The 20,867-nt window shown below is 53.3% G+C and carries 21 protein-coding genes; 18 read left to right on the top strand and 3 right to left on the bottom strand.

Features of this window, described 5'->3' with window-relative positions; all coding sequences use genetic code 11:
* Nucleotides 1–112: 112 nt before the first annotated feature.
* The 14 genes from B5E62_RS07750 to proC all read left to right on the top strand — a co-directional run bounded on the left by B5E62_RS07750 (nt 113) and on the right by proC (nt 13,351).
* A complete protein-coding gene (locus tag B5E62_RS07750; RefSeq protein WP_076776677.1) occupies nt 113–502 on the top strand; it encodes a GntR family transcriptional regulator in 390 nt (129 codons plus the stop codon).
* Nucleotides 503–517: 15 nt separating this feature from the next.
* Nucleotides 518–1,939, top strand: a complete 1,422-nt coding sequence (locus B5E62_RS07755) for a hypothetical protein (RefSeq protein WP_143468823.1) — start codon at nt 518–520, stop codon at nt 1,937–1,939.
* Nucleotides 1,940–2,071: 132 nt separating this feature from the next.
* Nucleotides 2,072–3,232, top strand: coding sequence for a helix-turn-helix domain-containing protein (locus B5E62_RS07760; RefSeq protein ID WP_162610277.1), 1,161 nt, complete (start codon nt 2,072–2,074; stop codon nt 3,230–3,232).
* A 42-nt stretch (nt 3,233–3,274) separates the two neighbouring features.
* Nucleotides 3,275–4,711 carry a WD40/YVTN/BNR-like repeat-containing protein gene (locus B5E62_RS07765; protein WP_087174058.1) on the top strand — a complete coding sequence of 479 codons (1,437 nt, stop codon included), beginning with the start codon at nt 3,275–3,277 and terminating at the stop codon, nt 4,709–4,711.
* A 119-nt stretch (nt 4,712–4,830) separates the two neighbouring features.
* Nucleotides 4,831–5,550, top strand: coding sequence for a lantibiotic protection ABC transporter ATP-binding protein (locus tag B5E62_RS07770; protein ID WP_087174059.1), 720 nt, complete (start codon nt 4,831–4,833; stop codon nt 5,548–5,550).
* Between the two features lie 17 nt (nt 5,551–5,567).
* Nucleotides 5,568–6,335, top strand: coding sequence for a lantibiotic immunity ABC transporter MutE/EpiE family permease subunit (locus B5E62_RS07775; protein ID WP_162610278.1), 768 nt, complete (start codon nt 5,568–5,570; stop codon nt 6,333–6,335).
* On the top strand, nt 6,332–7,075 hold the full coding sequence (locus B5E62_RS07780) for a lantibiotic immunity ABC transporter MutG family permease subunit (protein ID WP_087174061.1): 744 nt from the start codon (nt 6,332–6,334) through the stop codon (nt 7,073–7,075). The genes B5E62_RS07775 and B5E62_RS07780 overlap by 4 nt, the downstream gene beginning before the upstream one ends.
* 23 nt (nt 7,076–7,098) lie before the next feature.
* Nucleotides 7,099–7,764 carry a response regulator transcription factor gene (locus tag B5E62_RS07785; RefSeq protein ID WP_087174062.1) on the top strand — a complete coding sequence of 222 codons (666 nt, stop codon included), beginning with the start codon at nt 7,099–7,101 and terminating at the stop codon, nt 7,762–7,764.
* 38 nt (nt 7,765–7,802) lie between these two features.
* Nucleotides 7,803–9,224, top strand: coding sequence for a sensor histidine kinase (locus B5E62_RS07790; RefSeq protein WP_162610279.1), 1,422 nt, complete (start codon nt 7,803–7,805; stop codon nt 9,222–9,224).
* 131 nt (nt 9,225–9,355) lie between these two features.
* Nucleotides 9,356–9,667 carry a thioredoxin gene (gene trxA, locus B5E62_RS07795; protein WP_076780742.1) on the top strand — a complete coding sequence of 104 codons (312 nt, stop codon included), beginning with the start codon at nt 9,356–9,358 and terminating at the stop codon, nt 9,665–9,667.
* Between the two features lie 219 nt (nt 9,668–9,886).
* Nucleotides 9,887–11,029: a YdjY domain-containing protein gene (locus B5E62_RS07800; protein WP_087174064.1), complete on the top strand. Its 1,143-nt coding sequence runs from the start codon at nt 9,887–9,889 to the stop codon at nt 11,027–11,029.
* Nucleotides 11,029–11,457, top strand: coding sequence for a hypothetical protein (locus B5E62_RS07805; RefSeq protein WP_087174065.1), 429 nt, complete (start codon nt 11,029–11,031; stop codon nt 11,455–11,457). The genes B5E62_RS07800 and B5E62_RS07805 overlap by 1 nt, the downstream gene beginning before the upstream one ends.
* Before the next feature lie 151 nt (nt 11,458–11,608).
* Nucleotides 11,609–12,520: a ketopantoate reductase family protein gene (locus B5E62_RS07810; protein WP_087174144.1), complete on the top strand. Its 912-nt coding sequence runs from the start codon at nt 11,609–11,611 to the stop codon at nt 12,518–12,520.
* Between the two features lie 30 nt (nt 12,521–12,550).
* Nucleotides 12,551–13,351: a pyrroline-5-carboxylate reductase gene (proC, locus tag B5E62_RS07815; protein ID WP_087174145.1), complete on the top strand. Its 801-nt coding sequence runs from the start codon at nt 12,551–12,553 to the stop codon at nt 13,349–13,351.
* Between the two features lie 37 nt (nt 13,352–13,388).
* Here the strand turns inward: proC and B5E62_RS07820 are convergent, their stop codons facing one another.
* Nucleotides 13,389–14,075, bottom strand: a complete 687-nt coding sequence (locus B5E62_RS07820) for a Crp/Fnr family transcriptional regulator (protein ID WP_087174066.1) — start codon at nt 14,073–14,075, stop codon at nt 13,389–13,391.
* 116 nt (nt 14,076–14,191) lie between these two features.
* Here B5E62_RS07820 and B5E62_RS07825 point away from each other — a divergent pair, with 116 nt between their 5' ends.
* The 4 genes from B5E62_RS07825 to B5E62_RS07840 all read left to right on the top strand — a co-directional run bounded on the left by B5E62_RS07825 (nt 14,192) and on the right by B5E62_RS07840 (nt 19,615).
* Nucleotides 14,192–14,764 carry a nicotinate-nucleotide adenylyltransferase gene (locus B5E62_RS07825; protein ID WP_087174067.1) on the top strand — a complete coding sequence of 191 codons (573 nt, stop codon included), beginning with the start codon at nt 14,192–14,194 and terminating at the stop codon, nt 14,762–14,764.
* Between the two features lie 212 nt (nt 14,765–14,976).
* On the top strand, nt 14,977–15,417 hold the full coding sequence (locus B5E62_RS07830) for a MarR family winged helix-turn-helix transcriptional regulator (protein WP_157888390.1): 441 nt from the start codon (nt 14,977–14,979) through the stop codon (nt 15,415–15,417).
* Nucleotides 15,418–15,447: 30 nt separating this feature from the next.
* Nucleotides 15,448–17,772 carry an ABC transporter ATP-binding protein gene (locus B5E62_RS07835; protein ID WP_087174069.1) on the top strand — a complete coding sequence of 775 codons (2,325 nt, stop codon included), beginning with the start codon at nt 15,448–15,450 and terminating at the stop codon, nt 17,770–17,772.
* Nucleotide 17,773: 1 nt separating this feature from the next.
* Entirely contained in the window at nt 17,774–19,615 is a 1,842-nt protein-coding gene (locus B5E62_RS07840) for an ABC transporter ATP-binding protein (RefSeq protein WP_087174070.1), read from the top strand.
* 196 nt (nt 19,616–19,811) lie between these two features.
* Here the strand turns inward: B5E62_RS07840 and B5E62_RS07845 are convergent, their stop codons facing one another.
* Complete coding sequence (locus tag B5E62_RS07845; protein WP_087174071.1) at nt 19,812–20,489, bottom strand: LrgB family protein; 678 nt, start codon at nt 20,487–20,489, stop codon at nt 19,812–19,814.
* Nucleotides 20,486–20,848, bottom strand: a complete 363-nt coding sequence (locus B5E62_RS07850; RefSeq protein ID WP_076776714.1) for a CidA/LrgA family protein — start codon at nt 20,846–20,848, stop codon at nt 20,486–20,488. The genes B5E62_RS07845 and B5E62_RS07850 overlap by 4 nt, the downstream gene beginning before the upstream one ends.
* Nucleotides 20,849–20,867: the final 19 nt, after the last annotated feature.

Here is a 20,867-nt window from a genome sequence, read left to right on the forward strand (position 1 = left end):
TGAGAGCAGGACTTGTAAAAAAGTATTATCTGTATTATGATATGTAATACAGATAATACTTTTTTGCTGCAATGTCCAAGCAGAGATATCCCAGGGAGAGGAGGCGGATTTTATGATCATTTCTCTTGATATGAGCAGTGATACGCCCATATACGTACAGCTCAGAAACCAGATTGTCAAAGGTATAGGAAGAGGCGAACTGCGGGCAGGGGAGACGCTGCCTTCGGTCCGGCAGATGGCCAGGGACGCAGGGATCAATACCATGACTGTGAACAAGACGTACCAGATACTGAAGACAGAAGGATTTATAGAGATTGACAGGAGAAAAGGAGCCACGGTTCTGCCTGCGGGGCAGGCGGAGGGACTCTTCCGGGAGAAGCTGGAGTCCGAACTGGAGCTTTTGTCAGCGGAGGCCTGTCTTAAAGGAATGAAAAAAGACGAATTTATGCGGATCTGCGAGGAGATGTTTACAAGCATGCATCCTGCGGAAAGTGAGGGGTAAGCGATGAATATTGCCATGTTTTTTATTTTCCTTATATCAAATCTGATCATTGTTCCTCTGTGCCGCTATTCCTACGGAAAAATGTGGGAGTACAGAGAGGGTATGGTTCTGGGAGTCCATATTCCGGCTACCTGCATCCATCACCCGGAAGTGGAAGAACTCTGTGAAAAATACCGGAGGAACTGGACGTTATTTCACCGGATCAATCTTGCGGTGGGGACCCTTTCCTGTTTCCTGTGTTTTGTGGATTACATCGTATTTATCATTGTATGGTCTCTGTGGCTGCTGGAATATGCGTGCGGCCTGGAGTATCTGATCATCGTCCCACACAGAAGGATGTACCGGCTGAAAGTAAAGAAAGGCTGGGTGGATGAGAGAAGTAAAAAGATTGTCCGCATTGACACAGCCGTCTCTGCTGCCTCGGAGAAGATGGCCCTGGACTGGAAATGGCATCTTCCCGTTCTGGCGCTGACAGCGGCTACGGTTTTCCTCGTCGTGGAAGGGGAGCGAAGGTTCCATGTCTCCTGGGCCGAGGCATGGCCCATCTGGCTGCTTTACGGCACCGGCGTAGGACTCTGCCTCCTTTTTCTTGGCATGCATCTTGCGGTGGTGCGGCGGCCCAACCGGGTGTACAGCAATCACACAGAGATCAACCTGGTCGCCAACCGTCTGATGAAACGGTCTTGGACAGAGGGATTTGTGTACGCGTCCTGGTTGAACGGAGCATCCTGGATCTGGATGGCTTTCTGGTATTTCCGCTGTGGTCCGGATCTGCCTGGGGCCGTCTACGGGATCTATACAGCCCTTCTCATTCTGGAGGCAGCGGCCCTGCTTTTCCCGCTTGCAAGGTCTGTGAGGAAACGGCGGGAGGTGCTGGAGGCGGACACCTCCGCCTGCTACATTGACGACGACGAGTACTGGAAGAAGGGCTGGTACAACAATCCAGGCGACCGGCATCTCCTCGTCCAGGGCAGGTTCAACAGCATGAACATGTCCATGAACTACGGGCGGCCGGCGGCGAAAGTAATAACGGCGGTCCTTGCGGCGGTGGTGGTGGGCATTGTCATCTGGACGGCCGTGCTGCTGGCAGATTTTATCAATGTGGAAGTCCTGTTTACACAGGAGGAAAATACCTTTACTTTTGAGGCGGCAGGGTACGACTGCTCTTTTGATAAAGAAGAGATCCGCTCCGTCACCCTTCTGGAAGATATGCCGGATGAGAACTTTACAAGGACAAACGGCGGCAGCACGGAAGAGTACAATGTGGGGCATTTCCGGGGAAAGGAGACAGGGAAATGTATGATGTTCCTGTATAGAGGATATACCCCTGTTCTTGAGATCCGGCTGGACGACATGACTGTGTTTGCCAACAGCCAGCAGGAGGAAACCACTCTTGAGTGGTATGAAAAGCTGGCAGAAGGAGCGGCGGAAGAATAGAAGAAAATACCGGAAAACAGGGAAGAGCAGGCAGTTCCACGATCCGTGGACTCCCGCTCTTCCCTGCGTATATTGCCAGATTTTCCCCGGCGGGGTATGATAAGAACGAAAACAGCGAAGGGAGAGGACGGCATGGATCACGAAAAGACAGGAAGATACATTGCAGCCTGCAGAAAAAAGAAGAAGATGACACAGAAAGACCTGGCGGACAGGCTGGGTGTGACAAACAAAGCTGTCTCCAAGTGGGAGACAGGCCAGGGGATGCCGGATATCAGCGTTCTGCTGGAGCTTGCCCGCGTACTGGACGTGCCGGTGGAGGCGATCCTGGAGGGCGGCCCGGCAGAAACGGAAACTGTACAGCCGGCTCTGCAGGAGTACACAACGCCCTCCGGCGTCATGGAACACCCGGAGAAAAAGGAGCGGTCCCGGTATATGCTGGAAGGAGTCGGGGGTATCCTGCTTGTGCTGGGTATCCTGTGTCTGGCTGTGCAGATCTGGTACATCCTTAACAGAGACGGGTATCAGATCGAGTATATGGCCAGGTGGATGTTCTTTGCCGTAAACGGGGCGGCCCTTTTGTTTCTGATGGCAGGCGGCCTCTGTATGAAAAAGCTGCGCCCCTTTTTCTTAAAACCGGCGGTGGTGCTGGGAGCTGTGCTCCTCTTCGCAGGCAATGGGGCAGCCGGCCTTCTGACCGATGATGGACAAAGAGAGATCCTCAGCTTTTCTCCCGGCTTTCCTTCAGACTGCATGGTTTTAAAAATACAGGAGGATAATGGCTCTGCCAGGCTTTACAGGCAGGCCGCGGGACCTTTTGTCCGCCAGGCGGAAACTTTTCCCTTTACCGTTGCCGGGGAAGTAAAGACCCAGTGGCTGGAAAAAGACGTGTGCGCTGTGACGTATGAGTCGGAAGAGGACGGAGGAGTACACCAGTATGTTGCCACTTACGGAGACCGCAGCGACGGGACTGCCTATTACTATGTGTCCAATGCCATCGCAGGCACATGGGTGGGGGAAGGCGGCTACATGCTGGATGTGCGCAACGGACAGATGGAACTGGAGACGCCCCGGGGAGTGGAAATCTACGAATATGATGCATACATGCAGTATGGAACCCTTTCCCTGGTTTTCCCCAAAAACGGCCCTGAGTGGACCCTTGTGCTGAATGCGGACTGCATCCTGGAGGGCGGGGAGAACACGGTGGAGGATGGCGGCACACTGACTCTGTGCAGGGTCAGCATGAAGAAGACCACCCCTGTCGTGCTGGAGCGGATCATGGATGGAGATATATAGGCGAGGCTATGGACAGACGATAACAGAAAGGGGAGAACAGACATGAAAAAGAGGGTCATCATTGCAATGGCCGCGGCCATCCTTGTGATGGCAGCGCTGGCGGCATTTATATTCAGCAGGTGGACGGTTAAGGAGAACACGCTGGAACAGGCGGGGCTTGCCGCCATTCTGGATAAGGTAAAAGAAACGGAAGAGTTTCCAGAGCATGGTGATATCGCCTATCTGGGAGCTTCCATTACAGAAAAAGGAGAGGTGACAGACTTTACGCTGACGGTGACAGGCTTCGATGACCAGGATCAGTATATCTCCCATGTGGGTTATACCTACGACAGCGGGACGCAGGAGCTTTCCTGCAGGGAGTACCAGGAAACAGCCCTTCCCACATACTACGATCCCAATGCGGATTTCACATACATAGATGAGCAGATCCGCAGGATCCCCTTTGAAGCACAGATCCGCCTTCTTGATTTCGACCGTTTCCAGGTGGAATTTCAGCCGGACATCCAGCTTGAAGCGGGGACACCGGTCCTGGATGGAAGCGGCGGGCAGGATTTCCCGGTGCTGACATGGGAAGAGTACCAGCAGGGGCAGGGCGGTGTCAGCGACGGCTCCTCTGCCCTGGTCATCTCCCTTACGGATGGAACCGGGGCCACTGGCAAAAGGTTGGAATATTACTGTGAGGCGGCAGATACGTCCGCCCTGTCCGGACACCCGGAGACCGTGGTGCAGATGGATTATCGGATCAATAACGGGGACCTCCTTCTGACCGGTGATGCGGGAGAAAGCTGGGTCTCCACAGGACTTTCCAGCCAGCAGGTAAGCGAGACCACGGACACCTACCAGAGGGGCGGCAGCCTTTTTGAGGACAGTTACTTTGCAGATGGAAACGGCGCCTACGCTGTGTTTTACGGGGAGATGCCCACTCTTCGCCTGTCCCGGGACAAAGGGGCCACCTGGCAGGACATTCCGTTTACAGACTATATGCCAAGACTCTGCACAAGAAGGATCGTCCGTTTCCTGGACAGTGAAAACGGGTACGCTGGTCTTGGCACAGACTGGACCATGGGGAGTGGCGGGGCTACTTACGTGTACTGGACCCATGACGGGGGAGAGACGTGGACATCTTCCACAGAGCTGTACGAGGAGGCAATGATGCTGGACGGACTGGCTTTTTCGGACACATCACATGGCGTGGCCAGCCTCCAGACAGTGAACGGCGACGAACAGTATCCGGCTCTCAGAGTGACCACCGATGGAGGCGCTTCCTTTACAGAGCTGGTCCTCCCCTGGGAGAGCCTTCCTTCCAGTGTATCCTTTCTGGACAAAGTGGACTCTCTGACAGCAGAGGGCGGCGTGTTTACACTGACCCTGGGGCAGGGGACGGCCGGCAATACAAAGGCCGTCTTTACAAGCACAGATCTGACCCAGGGGTGGACCTTTAAGGATAGTTTCCAGGGAACCATCCACACGGAAGGGTAGCAATACCCTTCTTTTTTTTCGCACCCTTATAAATTCCTTAGGTTTCTCTTTTATACTCTCAGATACAGGGCGGGATGCCTCTGGCGCCGCCGGTATACTATATAAAGGAGAGAAAAAGAATGAAATCTATTGTTTTAAAAACGAAAGCATTGACAAAGACATTCCGGGGAAACGACGAAAAGGCACTGGACCGGGTGTCCCTGCGCATTCCAGAAGGATGCGTCTACGGGCTGCTGGGGCCAAACGGGGCCGGAAAGTCCACCCTGCTGAAGATCATCACAGGAATGGTGCAGCCTGATGAAGGACAGGTGCTCTTTAAGGGGCAGCCGTGGAGCAGACAGGCGCTGGCAAAGACAGGAGTTCTCATAGAAACCCCTCCTCTCTACGGGAACTTAAGCGCCAGGGAAAATCTTCTGGTACGCACCACTGCCCTTGGGCTTCCCGAAAGCCGGATCAGCCAGGTGCTTGAGACTGTGGAGCTGACAGACACGGGAAAGAAGAAAGCCGGGAAATTTTCTCTGGGAATGAAACAGCGTCTTGGCATTGCGGCTGCCCTTTTGTCAGAACCGGAGCTCCTTATACTGGATGAGCCCACCAACGGACTGGATCCCTTCGGCATACAGAAGCTCCGTGCCATGCTGCGGGAGTTTGCATCTGGCGGCATGACAGTGCTGGTCTCCAGCCATATCCTGGGTGAGGTGGAGCAGATGGCAGATCATATCGGGATCCTGTCGGGAGGCGTCCTGGGCTACCAGGGCGGGATGCCGCAGAAGGGACATCTGGAGGAACTCTTCACAAAAGTGGTGGAGAAAAACAGGAAAGGAGAGTGGCAGGCATGAGTCAGGAAAAGACGTGTATGGGAAGATTGCTGCGGGCGGAAAAGATGAAGTACCGCCGCAGCGGAACGGACATGCTGTGGTATCTGCTGCCTGTCCTTACGCTGGCAGTGGCTTTTGTGCTGAGCACGACTTACGGCACGGTCAGCGCCTACAACTGGTGGTATGTGGGTATGTATCCGGCCATGACAGGGCTGCTGTGCTGTCTGGCGGCAGGAAAAGACGGAAAAATGGAGGACAGGGCCATCCTGTCCCTGCCTGTGCCCCTGGCGCGCCTCTGGGACGCCAAGGTGCTGACCTGTATCCTGTGGATGGTAAAAGCCAACATCCTGCTGGCGCTGGCTGTCTGGATCACGGGAAATCTTATTTTTCCACATCTGGGGATGTCCCAGACGCTGCAGGTATCCCTGCCCCAGGCCGGAGCTGCTGTCCTTGTCATGGTTGTGGCCGGAAGCTGGCAGGTGCCGCTTTGCCTGTCCCTCTGGCGGCGCCTGGGTATGCTGCCGGCTCTGCTGATCCAGATGGGTCTTACACTTACAGGCATTCTGGCCGCTGTGACGCCCTTCTGGATGGTGGATCCCTATGCCATCCTTCCTAGGATGATGTGTGTGGTCATCGGGGTGCTGCCCAACAATATGCCGGCCAGGCCGGGCAATCCTACTTTCTCTGCGGAGCTGCTGGATCCGGCCAGCCTGGCTCCGGGGCTGGCGATCAGCCTGGCGCTGCTTGTGCTTCTGTGGTGCCTGTCCAGGCGGTGGTATGAAAGAAAGGGGGCTGCGAGAGTATGAAAGGATTTGCAAGACTTCTGGCGGCGGAGATGAGAAAGTATGCCCATACGCCTGTTCTGAAGATCCATCTCGTTCTCCCTCTTGTGGGGATGGCAGTGTTTCTTCTATACTACAGCTTCTCTGGCTGGAGCAGTGCCGGAAAGGTGCAGGCTTACCTGGAGGTGGTGGCATGTATCTGGCCTTTTCTCACAGGACTTGTCTGCGGGATGGCAGCGGAAATGGAGGCGGAGGCGGGATATCAGATCCTCCTTCTCCTGCCGCCGGGCAGATGCAGGGGGATGGCGGCCAAGTGGCTGGGCCTTCTGATCATGGGGCTGGGAGCTGTCCTCCTGGCCATACTGGGATTTGGCGCCCTGTATCGCCTTCTCCCGGGCGGCGATGTGTTCTCTCTGGATCTGTATGTGCGGGAAGCCCTGGTGATCTGGCTTGGGCAGATGCCGGTGTATCTGATCCATCTTTTTCTTGCCCTCCGGCTGGGGAAGGCTGCATCCATAAGCGCCGGCGCGGGCGGGATGATCCTTGCCTGCCTTATGCTCACCGGCATGGGAGAGGGGATCTGGATGTACCTTCCCTGGGCTTTCAGTGGCAGGTGGTGTGATTATGTGTTAGTATATCACATGGGTGTCATGGCCCCCGGGGCAGTGGCGGAGCAGGCTTTCTGGCCCTTTTGTGTATGCGGGGGATTGTCCCTTCTGATCTTCGGGGCAGTACTTTTCTGGTACAGGAAAAAAGATTTTTAAGACTTTCGGGAGTGAAAAATAAAATGACAGGAAATATATTGGCGGTAGATGACGAGGAAGGGATCCTGCGGATCATAAAGAGAGCGCTGGAAAAGGACGGCTGCCAGGTGGATACAGTCAGCGATCCCCTCCTGCTTAAGAACTGGTTTCTGGGAAAATATGATCTGATCCTTCTGGATGTGATGATGCCGGGGGTGGACGGTTTTTCCCTCTGCAGGCGGATCCGCGGGGAGGTGGACTGTCCCATTCTCTTTCTCACGGCCCGGACCGGGGAGGAAGATATCATGACAGGTCTGGGACTGGGAGGGGACGATTATATCAGAAAGCCTTTTGGTATCGGGGAACTGCGGTCCAGGGTGCAGGCCCACATCCGCCGGGAGAGGCGCAGGAAGACCCATGCGGTCCTGGCAGGTGAGATGCGTTTCTATCTGGGAGAGAAACGGGCGGTATACAGGGAGACGGAGCTGCCTTTTACAAAGAGTGAATATGAAATCTGCGAGTATCTGGCCCTTCACCGGGGTCAGGTATTCTCCAGGGAACAGATCTATGAACACGTCTTTGGTTATGACGGTGAGAGCGACAGCTCCGCCATTACGGAGCATATAAAAAACATCCGGGCAAAATGCCGGGCGGCCGGCTGCGAGCCTGTGGAGACAGTGTGGGGGACAGGGTACAGATGGAAAAGCTGAGGAAACTGACAAAGCGGAAAAATCCGGGACAAAAAAGATTGCATGCTATTTTTTCCGGGTTCCTTCTTCTGTACGCTCTGCTGGCGGTAGGGACAGGCGTCATCATCTTTTTTTCCTACTTTGTCCTGGTGAGCCTGGGCATGATCCGGATCCCTTCCTATGAACAGACCCGGATCATGCAGGCTGCGGATGCCATCCGGACAGGGGGACAGGTGGAAGAGAAGCTGCTTCCGGATACATGTGTCTACGGGGTGTACGGGGAGGATGGCACCTGGCTGTACGGAAATATCCCGGCGGAGCAGCGAAAAGAAGTGTGGAGGCAGGCAGGTACACAGGAGACGACCAGTCTGTATGGAAGTTTCTGGCAGAGAATTGAAAAGGAAAACGGCAGTACAGCCATGATCCGGTACCAGGTGATGGCAAAGTTTGTCTCCCCTGCCCTGCGGGAGATTTTCCCCAATGCGGAGCTTGTGTTTCTGGGGGATTTCGTGCTGATCATAGTTATATTGACGGTCTGTATGCCCCGCCGCTTTGGAAGATATGTGGACCGGCGGCTTAAGGTCCTGTCGGAGACTGCCGCCAGAGTGGAGAGGGAGGATCTGGCCTTTGAGAGGGAACATTCTGACATAAAGGAGATAGACGAAGTCCTGGCTTCCCTCCATAAGATGAAGGAAGCCCTCCAGAAGTCCCTCAGGGAGCAGTGGAAACTGGAACAGAAAAAGGAACAGCAGGTCCGGGCCTTGGCTCACGACATCCGGACGCCTCTTACCATTATACGGGGAAATGCAGAACTTCTTGCCGAGACGGAGGATCTCCGCGAGATCCGTGAATGGGACGGAGAAATCCTGGATAATATAAAAGATATAGAGGAATATCTTGTGATCCTCCAGGAGACCATGAAAGGAGAGATAAGCCTGGAGGATGGCTGCGGACAGGCATATTTTCCGGCCCGCCCCTGGCTGGAGGAGATAAAGGAAAAGGCCGCGGCTCTGGGGAGGGCAGGAAAAGCAGAAATTCTCTGTCGCCTGGAACTGCCGGAGGCGTCTTCCGGTACCGGGGCGGGAGAGGCGTCTTCCTGCTTTCTGGCAGGAAACCGGACCAATGTAAGCCGTGCAGTTCTGAACGTCATTTCCAACGGGGTGGACTATACGCCTGCAGATGGGAAGGTGGAGATCCATGCCTCCATTGTCCGGCCGGGGGATGACGGCAGGGAGTGGCTTCGCATCACGGTGACAGACCAGGGGCCGGGATTTTCCGGGGAGGATCTGAAAAGGGGAACAGAGCGGTTCTACCAGGGGGATGGCAGCCGGGGGCACCGTCATTACGGCATGGGACTTTACATTGCCCGGACTTTCACAGAGGAGGCAGGCGGAAGGCTGACGCTCTCCAATGCAGAGACAGGAGGGGCGCAGGTGCGGATCGATCTGCCCCTTTATCAGGGAGCTTTCTTAAAAGATTGAAAAGAATGTGACCAGGTTACAGAAAAAAATCCGCAATGGTGTATAATAAAGACAGAAAACGAAAAAAGCAATCCCAAAAAGATCCTCCGGCAGACCGGACGGAATCAGTGGAAAGAAAGGAAGGAATAAATATGGCAGCATTACATTTCACAAAGGACAATTTTGAAAAAGAGGTATTACAGTCAGATGTACCGGTACTGGTGGATTTCTGGGCTACCTGGTGCGGACCGTGCCAGATGGTTCTGCCCATCATCGAGGAACTCTCCGAGGAGCTTACCGGCGTGAAGATCGGGAAAGTCAATGTGGATGAGGAGATGGAGCTGGCAAAGCAGTACAGGGTAATGTCTATTCCCACACTCATCGTGTTCAAGGACGGAAAGAAAGTAAACATGGCAGTCGGCGCCCAGGGCAAGGAAGAGATCAAAGCTCTGCTTGGCCTGTAGATATAAAAAACCTCTCACAGATTATGTTAAAGAAAGGCAGGGATATTTTGTCCCTGCTTTTTTGCGCAGAAATCTGTCCGGCCTGGTACCGGGAATGGTTTATGGAAAAAAACAATAAGTACAAAGAAATATAAAAAATTCCGATTGGCTTTTCGAAGACATAGAGAGTAAGATAAAACGGAATAAAAAGCTATGTCTGAACAAAGGAGGAGAGTTTTTATGAAAAAGACAGCATTATTCCTTGCACTGCTTCTGACCATGGGAATGGCAGGATGCGGCGCACAGGAAGAGGAGACCGGCAGCGACAGCGCCGGGGAGACAGCCCAGGAGACACAGGAGGAAACAGAGGCCCTTACAGTGGATGCTGAGTCGAAAACCATCACAGTGCAGGCTACAGCAACGGGAAATACTGAGTCTTCCATCCACCTGCTTGTGAATGACTCCGGAAGCAACGCCGAGAGCGCTTTCTTTACCACAGAGGCATCTACAATGGACTTCTATGATGCGATCGTGGAGCTGGGCGGCATTCCGGGAAATAATATACCAGTAGATGCCGAGAGCGGGACAATCCTTGGAAGCGGCCTGGATGTGTCCATCCAGGTAGACGGGACAGACTACGACACATATGACCTGATCACAGCCTCTGAGGAGAGGGAGATGGACATGCGTTTTGGCGGCAATGTGGCCCTCAACCAGGAGTATGCTACAGGGTGTCTGCTCTGTATGGAGAGCTGCTCAGTAGGTATCGCCAGCGATGCGGCTTACCAGTATAATGAGCCCATCGAGTTCACACCTTCAGATAATATGCCGGAGGAAGGAACGGAGGTAACTTTTACGATCACAGTGGATGACACAGCCATGGTAGTGAACGAGGAGGCAAAGGCTATTTCCATGAATATTCTGTCCACAGGATATGACGAGTCTACGATCCATGCCATCGTAAACGAGGAAGGATCCAACGCGGACAAGACTTTATTTACTACCACAGCAGCCACAAAGGATTTCTATGATGCGCTGAAACAGCTTGGAGCACAGGATGGAAACAATATTGCACTGGATGATCCGGATGGCATTATAGAAGGAACGGATCTGGATGTAAATGTAGAAATCGGTACAGAGACCTGCTCTTTTGCAGATCTGTTTACAGCCTCCGAGGAGAGAGAGATGGCTATGCGCTTCGGCGGCAACCTGGAGGTGAACCAGGAGTACGCTACAGGCTGCATTATGTGTCTGGAGAGCTGCCCGGCCGGTATCACAAGCAATGCAGCTTACCAGTACCAGGAGGAGATCACATTCGGACCTTCTGACAAAATGCCTGCCAAGGGAACGCATATCATCGCCACATTTACGGTTGCAGAATAATGGCACGGATCATTGGAGCTGTCTATAACGGACTGATCTGGGCCGGTGTGATTACGCTGCTCTGTGTCAATTCCGTTGTAATATGTATGCGGATCAATATGGGGACGCTGTTTCTTATATCATTTGTGGGAACAGCTGCCCTGCTGTGGATCATTTCATTTCTTAAAAAATGGAAGATCGGCGCTCTTTTCAGCATTCTCAACCTGGCAGTCTGCGGGCTGGCCATTACTGCGGCCTTTCGGCTGATCTACAACAAGGATCTTCTGACAAGGCCGGCTTTTATCCTGCAGCTTGCCCTTCACAGACAGGCACCTCCGCAGGAGCTGGTCAATGGAGTGATCCTGGCAGTGCTGGCAGGGGGATATCTGGTGGTACTGGCAGCAGACCTTGTGAAAAAAAGAAAAAGGACCAGTAAAAAAGACAGATAAAAACAACAGTAAAAAGCTGTTCTGCCAAAAGAGGATGAAAGATCCTCCCCGGCAGAGCGGCTTTTCTTTACATGTTTTCCTGTCCGTGGTATCCTGTTTTACAGGAATGATCCTGAAGGAATTTTACAGACAGCGCAGGAGGAATGCAGGGATGATAGAGAAAACAGCGATCATAGGAATGGGGGCGCTGGGCCTTCTCTACGCGGATCAGATCGCATCCGCAAAAGGACCGGAGAGTGTCTCCTTTGTCATGGACCGGGAGAGATACGAAAAATATGAGGGCACCGTGTTTGTCTGCAACGGGCAGGAGAAGACGTTTCGGATGGAGTGCTGCCAGGATGTTTCACCGGCAGATCTTGTCATTGTGGCAGTCAAGTACAATGGACTTGCAGGCGCTCTGGACACCATGAAAAACTGTGTGGGAAAGGACACGGTGATCCTCTCTGTGATGAACGGCATCAGCAGCGAGAAGATCATTGGAGAAAGGTACGGACATGACCACCTCATCGACACAGTGGCGCAGGGCATGGATGCCATGAAGTTCGGAAATAAGCTGACCTATACAAAGAAGGGTGAACTGCGCATCGGGGCGGAGGACGCCTGCCAGCAGGAAAATCTGGCTCGTGTGGCATCTTATTTTGATGAGATACAGATGCCATATACGCTGGAGGAGGATATCCTGCACCGTCTGTGGGGAAAATTCATGCTGAACGTGGGCGTGAACCAGACCTGTATGGCCTATGAGACCAACTATGGGGGCGCTCTTAGAGAGGGAAGCGAGGCAAATGAGACCATGCTGGCTGCCATGAGAGAGGTGATCGCCCTTGCAAACGCGGAGGGGATCCATCTGACTGAGACAGACCTTGACGAGTACATAGCCATTCTTCGCACGCTCTCTCCGGAGGGAATGCCCTCCATGCGCCAGGACGGTGTCTCCAGGCGTCCCTCGGAGGTGGAGATGTTTGCAGGGACTGTGATCCCCATGGCTGCCAGGCACGGGATACCTGTACCTGCCAATACATTTTTATATGAGAAGATCAAAAAAATAGAAGCGTCCTATTGAGGGAAAAGCTATATGTACAGGGGGTCTGACATGACAAGAGAAGAGGTAAAGATCGGATTTATTGGATTTGGAAATATGGGCCAGGCCATTGCGGACGGGTTTTTGTATACCCATACATTGAAGCCGTCCCAGATGTGTGCCTGCGCGGTGAACTATGAAAAATTGAAAAAGAACACAGAAAAACGAGGCATGAAAGCCTGCCGGGACAGCCAAGAGGTGGTGGAGCAGGCGGATATCGTGGTGCTGGCGGTGAAGCCCTGGATGGCCGGGGCTGTGCTGGAGCCCGTGAAGGGCCTTCTTGCGGGGAAAATCCTCTGGTCCGTGGCGGCAGGCGTCATGTTCGACGACTTTGAGGAGATGCTGGGGCCAGGCAACCACCACATCACGGCCATCCCAAGCACCCCGGCGGCAGTGGGGGAGGGGATTTACACCTGCGAGAAGAAGCATTCCCTCACAGAGGGGGAGCATGCGTTTTTCCTCTCCCTTCTGTCTGACATCGGCATGGCTGTAGAAGTGGAGACAGGGAAGGTCAATATCGCCAACACCATAAGCGGATGCGGCCCTGCCTTTGCCAGCATGTTTATCGAAGCGCTGGGAGATGCAGGAGTTATGTACGGGCTTACCAGGCCCCAGGCCTATGAGCTGGCTGCAGGCATGATCGCAGGGACCGGGAAACTGATGCTCCATCAGGGCAAACATCCGGGTCAGATGAAGGACGATGTGTGCTCCCCGGGCGGCACCACTATCCGGGGTGTGGTAGCTCTTGAGAAGGCGGGCTTCCGCACAGCGATCATCCAGGCTGTGGAGGCCGCTATGAAGACTTATGAATAGAAGAGGATAGGAAGATTTCCCGGAAGCAAAATGCCTGTTATGGCTGCGTATCTGCCAGTTTTCGGAGCGCTTTTTTGTCGAGAAGAGTGACGCATCCCCTTGAGAGAGCCACATAGCCCTCCTGAGAGAAATATTTCAGCATCCGGGTCACCACCTCGCGGGCGCTCCCCATCAGTTTCGCGATCTGCTCATGGGTGAGGGGGAGCCTGTCCGTGCCAAGGGAGGCGGACTCATCCAGGAGGAAGATGGCAAGGCGTCTGTCAAAGCTCATGAAGAGGATCTGCTGCATGGCCCACATGACGTCCGAGAAGCGCTCGGCTGCTGCCCTGTTGGCAAAGGCTTCCACGTAGATGTTGTCGTGCATCAGCAGGGAGATGACAGAGGAGCTGACCTGGAGCACCTGGCTGTCCTCCACTGCGTCAATATACACGTCAAAAGTGATGGAGGAGAGAACGCAGGAGGCGGACAGGATGCACAGCTCGCCGGGATAGATCCGGTAAAGCGTGATCTCCCGGCCGTCCTCGGACATGATGTAGACCCGGAGAGAGCCGCTCTTTACAAGGAGCAGCCCCAGGCATTTGTAGTCGGCCCGGTGGATGGATGATTCTTTTTTATAGGAGACAGCTGCCGTATTCTGCAGGAGCAGATTTTTCTCTGCAGAAGAAAGATGGGGGAAAAACGAGAGGGCACTTTCAAGGAATGCCTGGTCCGTCTGATTTGACATATCAATGATACCTCCTGTGATCAATGCTGGTATCATTTTAGTACATCTGCAGAGAAAGAACAAGTTTACAGTTACTGACTTTGTGTTTGCATTATATTTTACGAAAGAGGTTTGTTATGGTTGAAAAAGGAGTTGTAAACGCGAGATTCCAGATCCCGCATCTGAAGCATATTGAGTATATCCTGGCCGCGAAGATGCGCTGCCAGAAACTGTATATCGGGATCACCAACCCGGACCCCTCCTGTGTCCGGGAGTCGGTCAACGACGAGATACGCTCCACGCCGGCGGCCAATCCGCTGACCTATCTGGAGCGCTATGAGATGATACAGGGAGCCATGGAGGAGTTCAACGTGCCCCTGACTGCCTACGAGATCGTCCCGTTTCCCATCCACCGCCCCGAGTACATCACCCAGTACACGCCCTCCGACGGAGTCTACTATCTGGGCATCTGCGACGGCTGGGACGAGGAAAAGCTGAAGATCCTGAAGGGGCTCGACCTGAAGACGGAAGTGCTGTGGCGCCGCAGCAAAGAAGAGTGCGGTGTCACGGGAACCTGGATCCGCAGCTGCATTGCCACGGGCCAGGAGTGGGAACATCTGGTCCCCAAGTATGTGTACCAGTACATAACAGAACACGGCATCGAAGAGAGGATCCGCCGGTTGTATAATTTGGGACGTAATACTTTTTAAAAGTATTACGTCCCAAATTGCGTTTTTTTATTAGTCTGCAAAATGAATTTTTATGGAAAATTATTAAAAAAGGATAAATATTTATCTTTGTATGTTGACTTTATATAGGCATATCTCTAAAATATCCGTTAGACAACTAACGAAAAGTGAGGTGTTGATATTTGGATGGCAGAAACATGCCTCTTCAGATGCTTATGATGAGGAGTGCGCATTTGCTGAAATACCAGACGATTTCTCTTCTGGAACGATTTGACATGAACATGGGCCAGGCGGCGATCCTGTTTATCCTGAGCCGGTACGGCAATCTGACCCAGCGTCAGCTCTCGGGACGGGCCGGCATCACGCCGCCCTCTATGAATGTGGCCCTCCGGAAGATGGAGGAGAAGGGGCTGGTCAAAAAGGAACCTGATCCGAACGACCAGAGAAAGACCCGTATCCATCTGACGGACACAGGAAGGAGCCGCATAGAAGACCTGAAGCAGCTCTTCCGCAAGACCGAGGAGATCATGCTCCAGGACTTCCGGGAGGAGGAGAAGCTTCTCCTCCGTCGGTTCCTCATGCAGATCGAGGAGAACGTCATGGAGTCAAAAGAATTGAAGGATATGGACTTGAGTGAGGTCCTGCGCCGGTTACATCCGGAAAAGAATTTTTAGCCCAGAGCAGAAAAGGAGTGACAAATATTTATGGGAAAGCTAATAAAATTTCTGAAGCCCCACGCAGGCGCCGTGCTGGCTATCCTGTGTGTGCTGATCGTGCAGGCCTGGTGTGACCTGTCCCTTCCGACCTACACGTCGGATATCGTAAATGTGGGAATCCAGCAGGGAGGCGTGGATGAGAGCGTGCCGGAGCAGATCGCCTCGGATGAGTTTGAGCGTCTGCTTCTTTTTATTCCCTCTGACGACCAGGAGACCGTGAGAGAGGCCTACCAGGAGGCAGATGGGAAGGACTATGACTATAGCGGCACAGTCCTTGAACTTAAAGAAAGTATAAAAGACAGCACAGAGGAGCTGGAAGACCTGTCAGATATCATGGGAAAACCCATGCTGCTGGCTTCCGGATTCGAGAGCGGCAGCGACGCCTCCAGGGCCATGGAGGAGACCATGCGCCAGCAGATGGAAGCCCAGATGCAGCAGGCGCAGCAGCAGATGGCGCCTCAGGCCACCCGGGACCAGGCCGGCGGCGCGGATGCCGGGACAATGCCCGATGCCATGGCCGGTGCGGATCTGTCGGATATGACCATATTTGATATGCTGGGAATGATGGACGACAGCGCAAGGGACCAGGTGATCGCCCAGATGGATGAGGGCATGGACAGCATGCCCGACACCATGGTGGAGCAGGCGGCCACTCTGTACATCCAGTCTGCCTATGAAGAGCTGGGCATGGATATGGATGCCATGCAGACGAATTATATCCTTGTCACAGGAGGAAAAATGCTGGCGCTGGCAGCCCTCGGTATGCTGGCCAGCATCACGGTAGGCCTTATGGCATCCCGCGTGGCGGCCAGTGTGGGCCGGGAAGCCAGAGGAAAAGTATTCCAGAAAGTGGTGGGATTTTCCAATGGGGAATTCGATAAATTTTCCACAGCCTCCCTCATTACCAGGAGCACAAACGATATCCAGCAGATCCAGATGCTGACAGTTATGATCCTCAGGATGGTGCTGTACGCCCCCATCATGGCAGTGGGAGGAATCTGGAAAGTGCTGCATACAAATGTGTCCATGACCTGGATCATTGCCCTTGGAGTGGCGCTGATCCTCATGGTAGTGATCGTGCTCTTCCTTGTCGTTATGCCGAAATTCAAGATCGTTCAGAAAATGGTGGACCGTCTGAACCTTGTGTCCAGAGAGATCCTGACAGGCCTGCAGGTTATCCGGGCTTTCGGCACCGAGAAATACGAGGAGGAACGGTTTGACAAGGCCAACAAGGACCTGACCAGGCTGAACTTGTTTGTCAACCGGGCCATGACCTTTATGATGCCTGTCATGATGCTTGTGATGAACGGTATCTCCGTGCTGATCGTCTGGACAGGTGCCCACAGCGTCAATGATGGTGCCATGCAGGTTGGAGACATGATGGCCTTTATCCAGTACACGATGCAGATCATCATGGCCTTCCTTATGATCTGTATGATCTCTGTCATGCTGCCAAGAGCGGCTGTCTCTGCAGAGCGTGTAGATGAAGTGCTGCGCAGCTCCACAGCGATCAATGACCCGGAACAGCCGGAGAAGCTGGAAGACTGCAGAGGCGAGATCTGCTTTGATCACGTTTCCTTCCGGTACCCGGGAGCAGAGGAGGATGTGCTCCAGGATCTGAACTTTACCGCAAAGCCGGGTCAGACCACAGCGATCATAGGAAGCACAGGAAGCGGAAAATCCACCCTGGTGAACCTGATCCCCAGGTTCTATGACGTGACGGAGGGCAAGATCACCCTGGACGGCCATGACATCCGCAGTCTTACCCAGCATGACCTCCGGGCCCAGCTCGGCTACGTGCCCCAGAAGGGTGTGCTGTTCTCCGGCGATATAGCCTCCAACATCCTCTACGGCAATCCGGAAGGATCCAGGGAGGAAATGGAAGAGGCGGCTCAGATCGCCCAGGCTACAGAATTTATTGACAATAAGAAAAAGAGATATGAAAGTCCCATCTCCCAGGGCGGATCCAATGTGTCCGGCGGACAGAAGCAGAGGCTTTCCATTGCGAGAGCCATCGCAAAACATCCCAGAGTCTTCATTTTTGACGACAGCTTTTCTGCGCTGGATTACAAGACTGACGCGGCTGTCCGGGCGGCCCTTGCCAGGAAGACAAAAGAGGCGGCGGTCATCATCGTGGCCCAGAGGATCAGCACGATCCTCCATGCGGAGCAGATCATTGTCCTGGATGACGGAAAGATCGCGGGCATAGGAACACACAGGGAGCTTCTGAAAAACTGTGAGGCGTACTACCAGATCACGTCCTCCCAGCTTTCGGAGGAAGAACTGGAACGAGACATGAAGGAGGCGGTCTGATATGGCAGAGACAAGACAGACAAAAAGACACGGACATATGGGCGGCGGAAGACACATGATGCCGGGAGAGAAGGCAAAAGACTTTAAAGGCACTATGAAGAAGCTGATGGCGTATATGGGAAGCTATAAGATCGCGATCCTCTTTGTCATGCTCTTTGCGGTGGGAGGAACAGCCTTCAACATTATCGGACCAAAGATACTGGGAAATGCCACTACAGAGATCTTCAACGGCCTTGTGAGCCGCGTGTCCGGCGGAGACGGCATTGATTTTGGAAAGGTGGGACGGATCCTTTTAAGCGCGCTGTCTCTCTATGTAGTCAGCGCAGCGCTCTCCTTCATACAGGGGTACATTATGACAGGGATCTCCCAGAAAATGACGTACCGGCTGCGGAAAGAAATTTCTGAGAAGATAAACCGCATGCCTGTGAAATATTTTGACACAATGACCCACGGCGAGATCCTCTCCCGCATCACCAACGATGTGGACACACTGGGGCAGAGCCTGAACCAGAGCGCCACCCAGGTGATCACCTCAGTGACCACCATCATAGGCGTCCTTGTGATGATGCTCAGCATCAGCCCTCTGATGACGGTCATTGCCCTTTTGATCCTTCCCCTGTCCATGTGCCTGATCTCTGTGATCGTGAAGCATTCACAGCGGTACTTCAAAGATCAGCAGGAGTATCTGGGCCATATCAACGGCCAGGTGGAGGAAGTGTACAGCGGACACAATATTGTCAAGGCATTTAATAAAGAAGAGGACATTATCAAGACATTCAATGATACAAATGCAGTCCTCTACCAGTCAGCCTGGAAATCCCAGTTTTTCTCCGGCATGATGATGCCCATCATGCAGTTCGTGGGCAACCTGGGGTATGTGGCAGTGTCCATCCTGGGCGGATATCTGGTGATCAGAAATGCTATCCAGGTAGGAGATATCCAGTCCTTTATCCAGTATGTGCGCCAGTTTACACAGCCCATCCAGCAGGTGGCTCAGGTGGCCAACATGCTCCAGTCCACAGCGGCGGCCTCCGAGAGGGTCTTTGAGTTCCTGGATGAAGAGGAAGAAGAGCAGACCGTGGCGGATCCAGTGACCACAGACAATCTGGAGGGGCGGGTGGAATTTGAGCATGTACACTTTGGCTACAACCCGGATCACATTATCATCAATGACTTCAACGCAAAGGTAGAGCCGGGACAGAAGATCGCCATCGTGGGACCCACTGGTGCCGGGAAGACAACTATGGTGAAGCTGCTTATGCGCTTCTATGATGTGAACAGCGGATCCATCAAGATAGACGGACACGACCTCCGGGAGTTCAACCGGGCGGATCTTCGCAGTATGTTTGGCATGGTGCTCCAGGATACCTGGCTTTTCAACGGCTCCATCGAGGAGAATATCCGTTACGGCAAACTGGACGCTACCCACGAGGAGGTGGTGGAGGCGGCGAAAGCAGCCTATGTGCACCGTTTTGTGCAGACACTTCCGGGAGGTTATGACATGGTGCTCAACGAGGAGGCGAGCAATGTGTCCCAGGGACAGAAGCAGCTCCTCACCATTGCCAGAGCCATCCTGGCTGATCCGAAGATCCTCATCCTGGATGAGGCCACGAGTTCGGTGGATACCAGGACAGAAGTGCGGATCCAGAAAGCCATGGACAATCTCATGCAGGGAAGGACCAGCTTTATCATAGCTCACAGACTGTCTACGATCCGGGACGCTGACCTGATCCTTGTTATGAAAGACGGGGATATCATTGAGCAGGGAAGTCATGAAGAACTCCTTGCCAAGAACGGTTTCTATGCGGAACTGTACAATTCACAGTTTGAAAAAAGTGCCTAATCGACACAAAATGACGCATTTCGCGAAACCTACTTGTGCGACATAAAGCCTTATGTTAATATTTCTTATGTCGACAGCACATCTAAACGCATCTGCAGATGTCACATCTGGAAAAGAACTGAAAAAAGGACACAGCCGGCGCTGCCATATCCTGGCAGAAGCCGGCTGTGTCCTTTTTTAATATCAAAGAAGATCCTCATATAAAAAGTGAGAAAATGACGGTGATGATGCCGCAGATTCCGATGGCAAGTCCGCTCATGGCTCCTTCCGTCTCCCCTATCTCCAGAGCCTTTGATGTACCCACTGCGTGGCTGCAGGCCCCGATGGCAAGCCCTGCTTCCAGGGGATCCTTCACCCGGAAGAGACGGACAAAGAAGGGTGCCAGTATGCTTCCCAGTGTGCCGGTGATGAGAACGGCCACCACTGTAACAGGGACCACGCCGGAGAACCGCTCTGTGATGCTGACGGCAATGGGGGTGGTAACTGACTTGGACAGCAGTGACAGCGTGATCTTCTCGTCCAGGTGGAAGAGTGTGCACATCAGGTAAATGCTTCCCATGGAAGCCAGGGAGCCGCAGGTGCAGCCTACCAGGATAGGGAGCCAGTGCTTCTTCAGCAGCCTGATCCTTGTGTAAATGGACACAGCCAGGCAGGCTGTGGCCGGCGCCAGAAACATGTTGATGATCTGCCCGCCCTCATTGTAGGCCTCATAGGGTATGTCAAAGAGAAGGAGAACACCGATGATCAGCACAATGGCTACAAGCAGCGGGCTGCAGGCAGTCAGCTTTGTCTTCTTCTGCAATTTTTCTCCGGCCCAGAAGGCCAGGATGCTTAAGGAAATGCCAAAAAACGGGGAGGAAAATATTTCTTTCATGATCCTTTCCTCCTGTTCATCAGCCGCATGGTCAGCCGGATGCTCCAGGCTGTCACAGCGAACGTGATAAAGGTGGACGCCACGCAGATGACAAGGATGGGCAGCAGGCTGCTCTTTAACAGATCCAGATAGTTGATGATACTGACTCCGGCAGGCACAAAGAAAAAGGCCATGTTGGACAGGAGAAAATCTGATTTTTCCTGTATATGCTCAATCTTTAAGATACCAAAGAGCAGACAGACAAAAAGGAGGATCATTCCGATGATGCTGGCAGGAAAAGAAAAAGGAAGAGCCGCCTCAATGACCAGGCCCAGCCAGCAGATCAGAAAAATGATCCCCACCTGTTTGATGATTTTCATAGAATCCCTTCTTTCGTAG

Origin of the sequence: Lachnoclostridium sp. An118, assembly GCF_002160985.1 — a bacterium.
In the GTDB taxonomy this organism is placed as follows: domain Bacteria; phylum Bacillota; class Clostridia; order Lachnospirales; family Lachnospiraceae; genus Claveliimonas; species Claveliimonas stercoravium.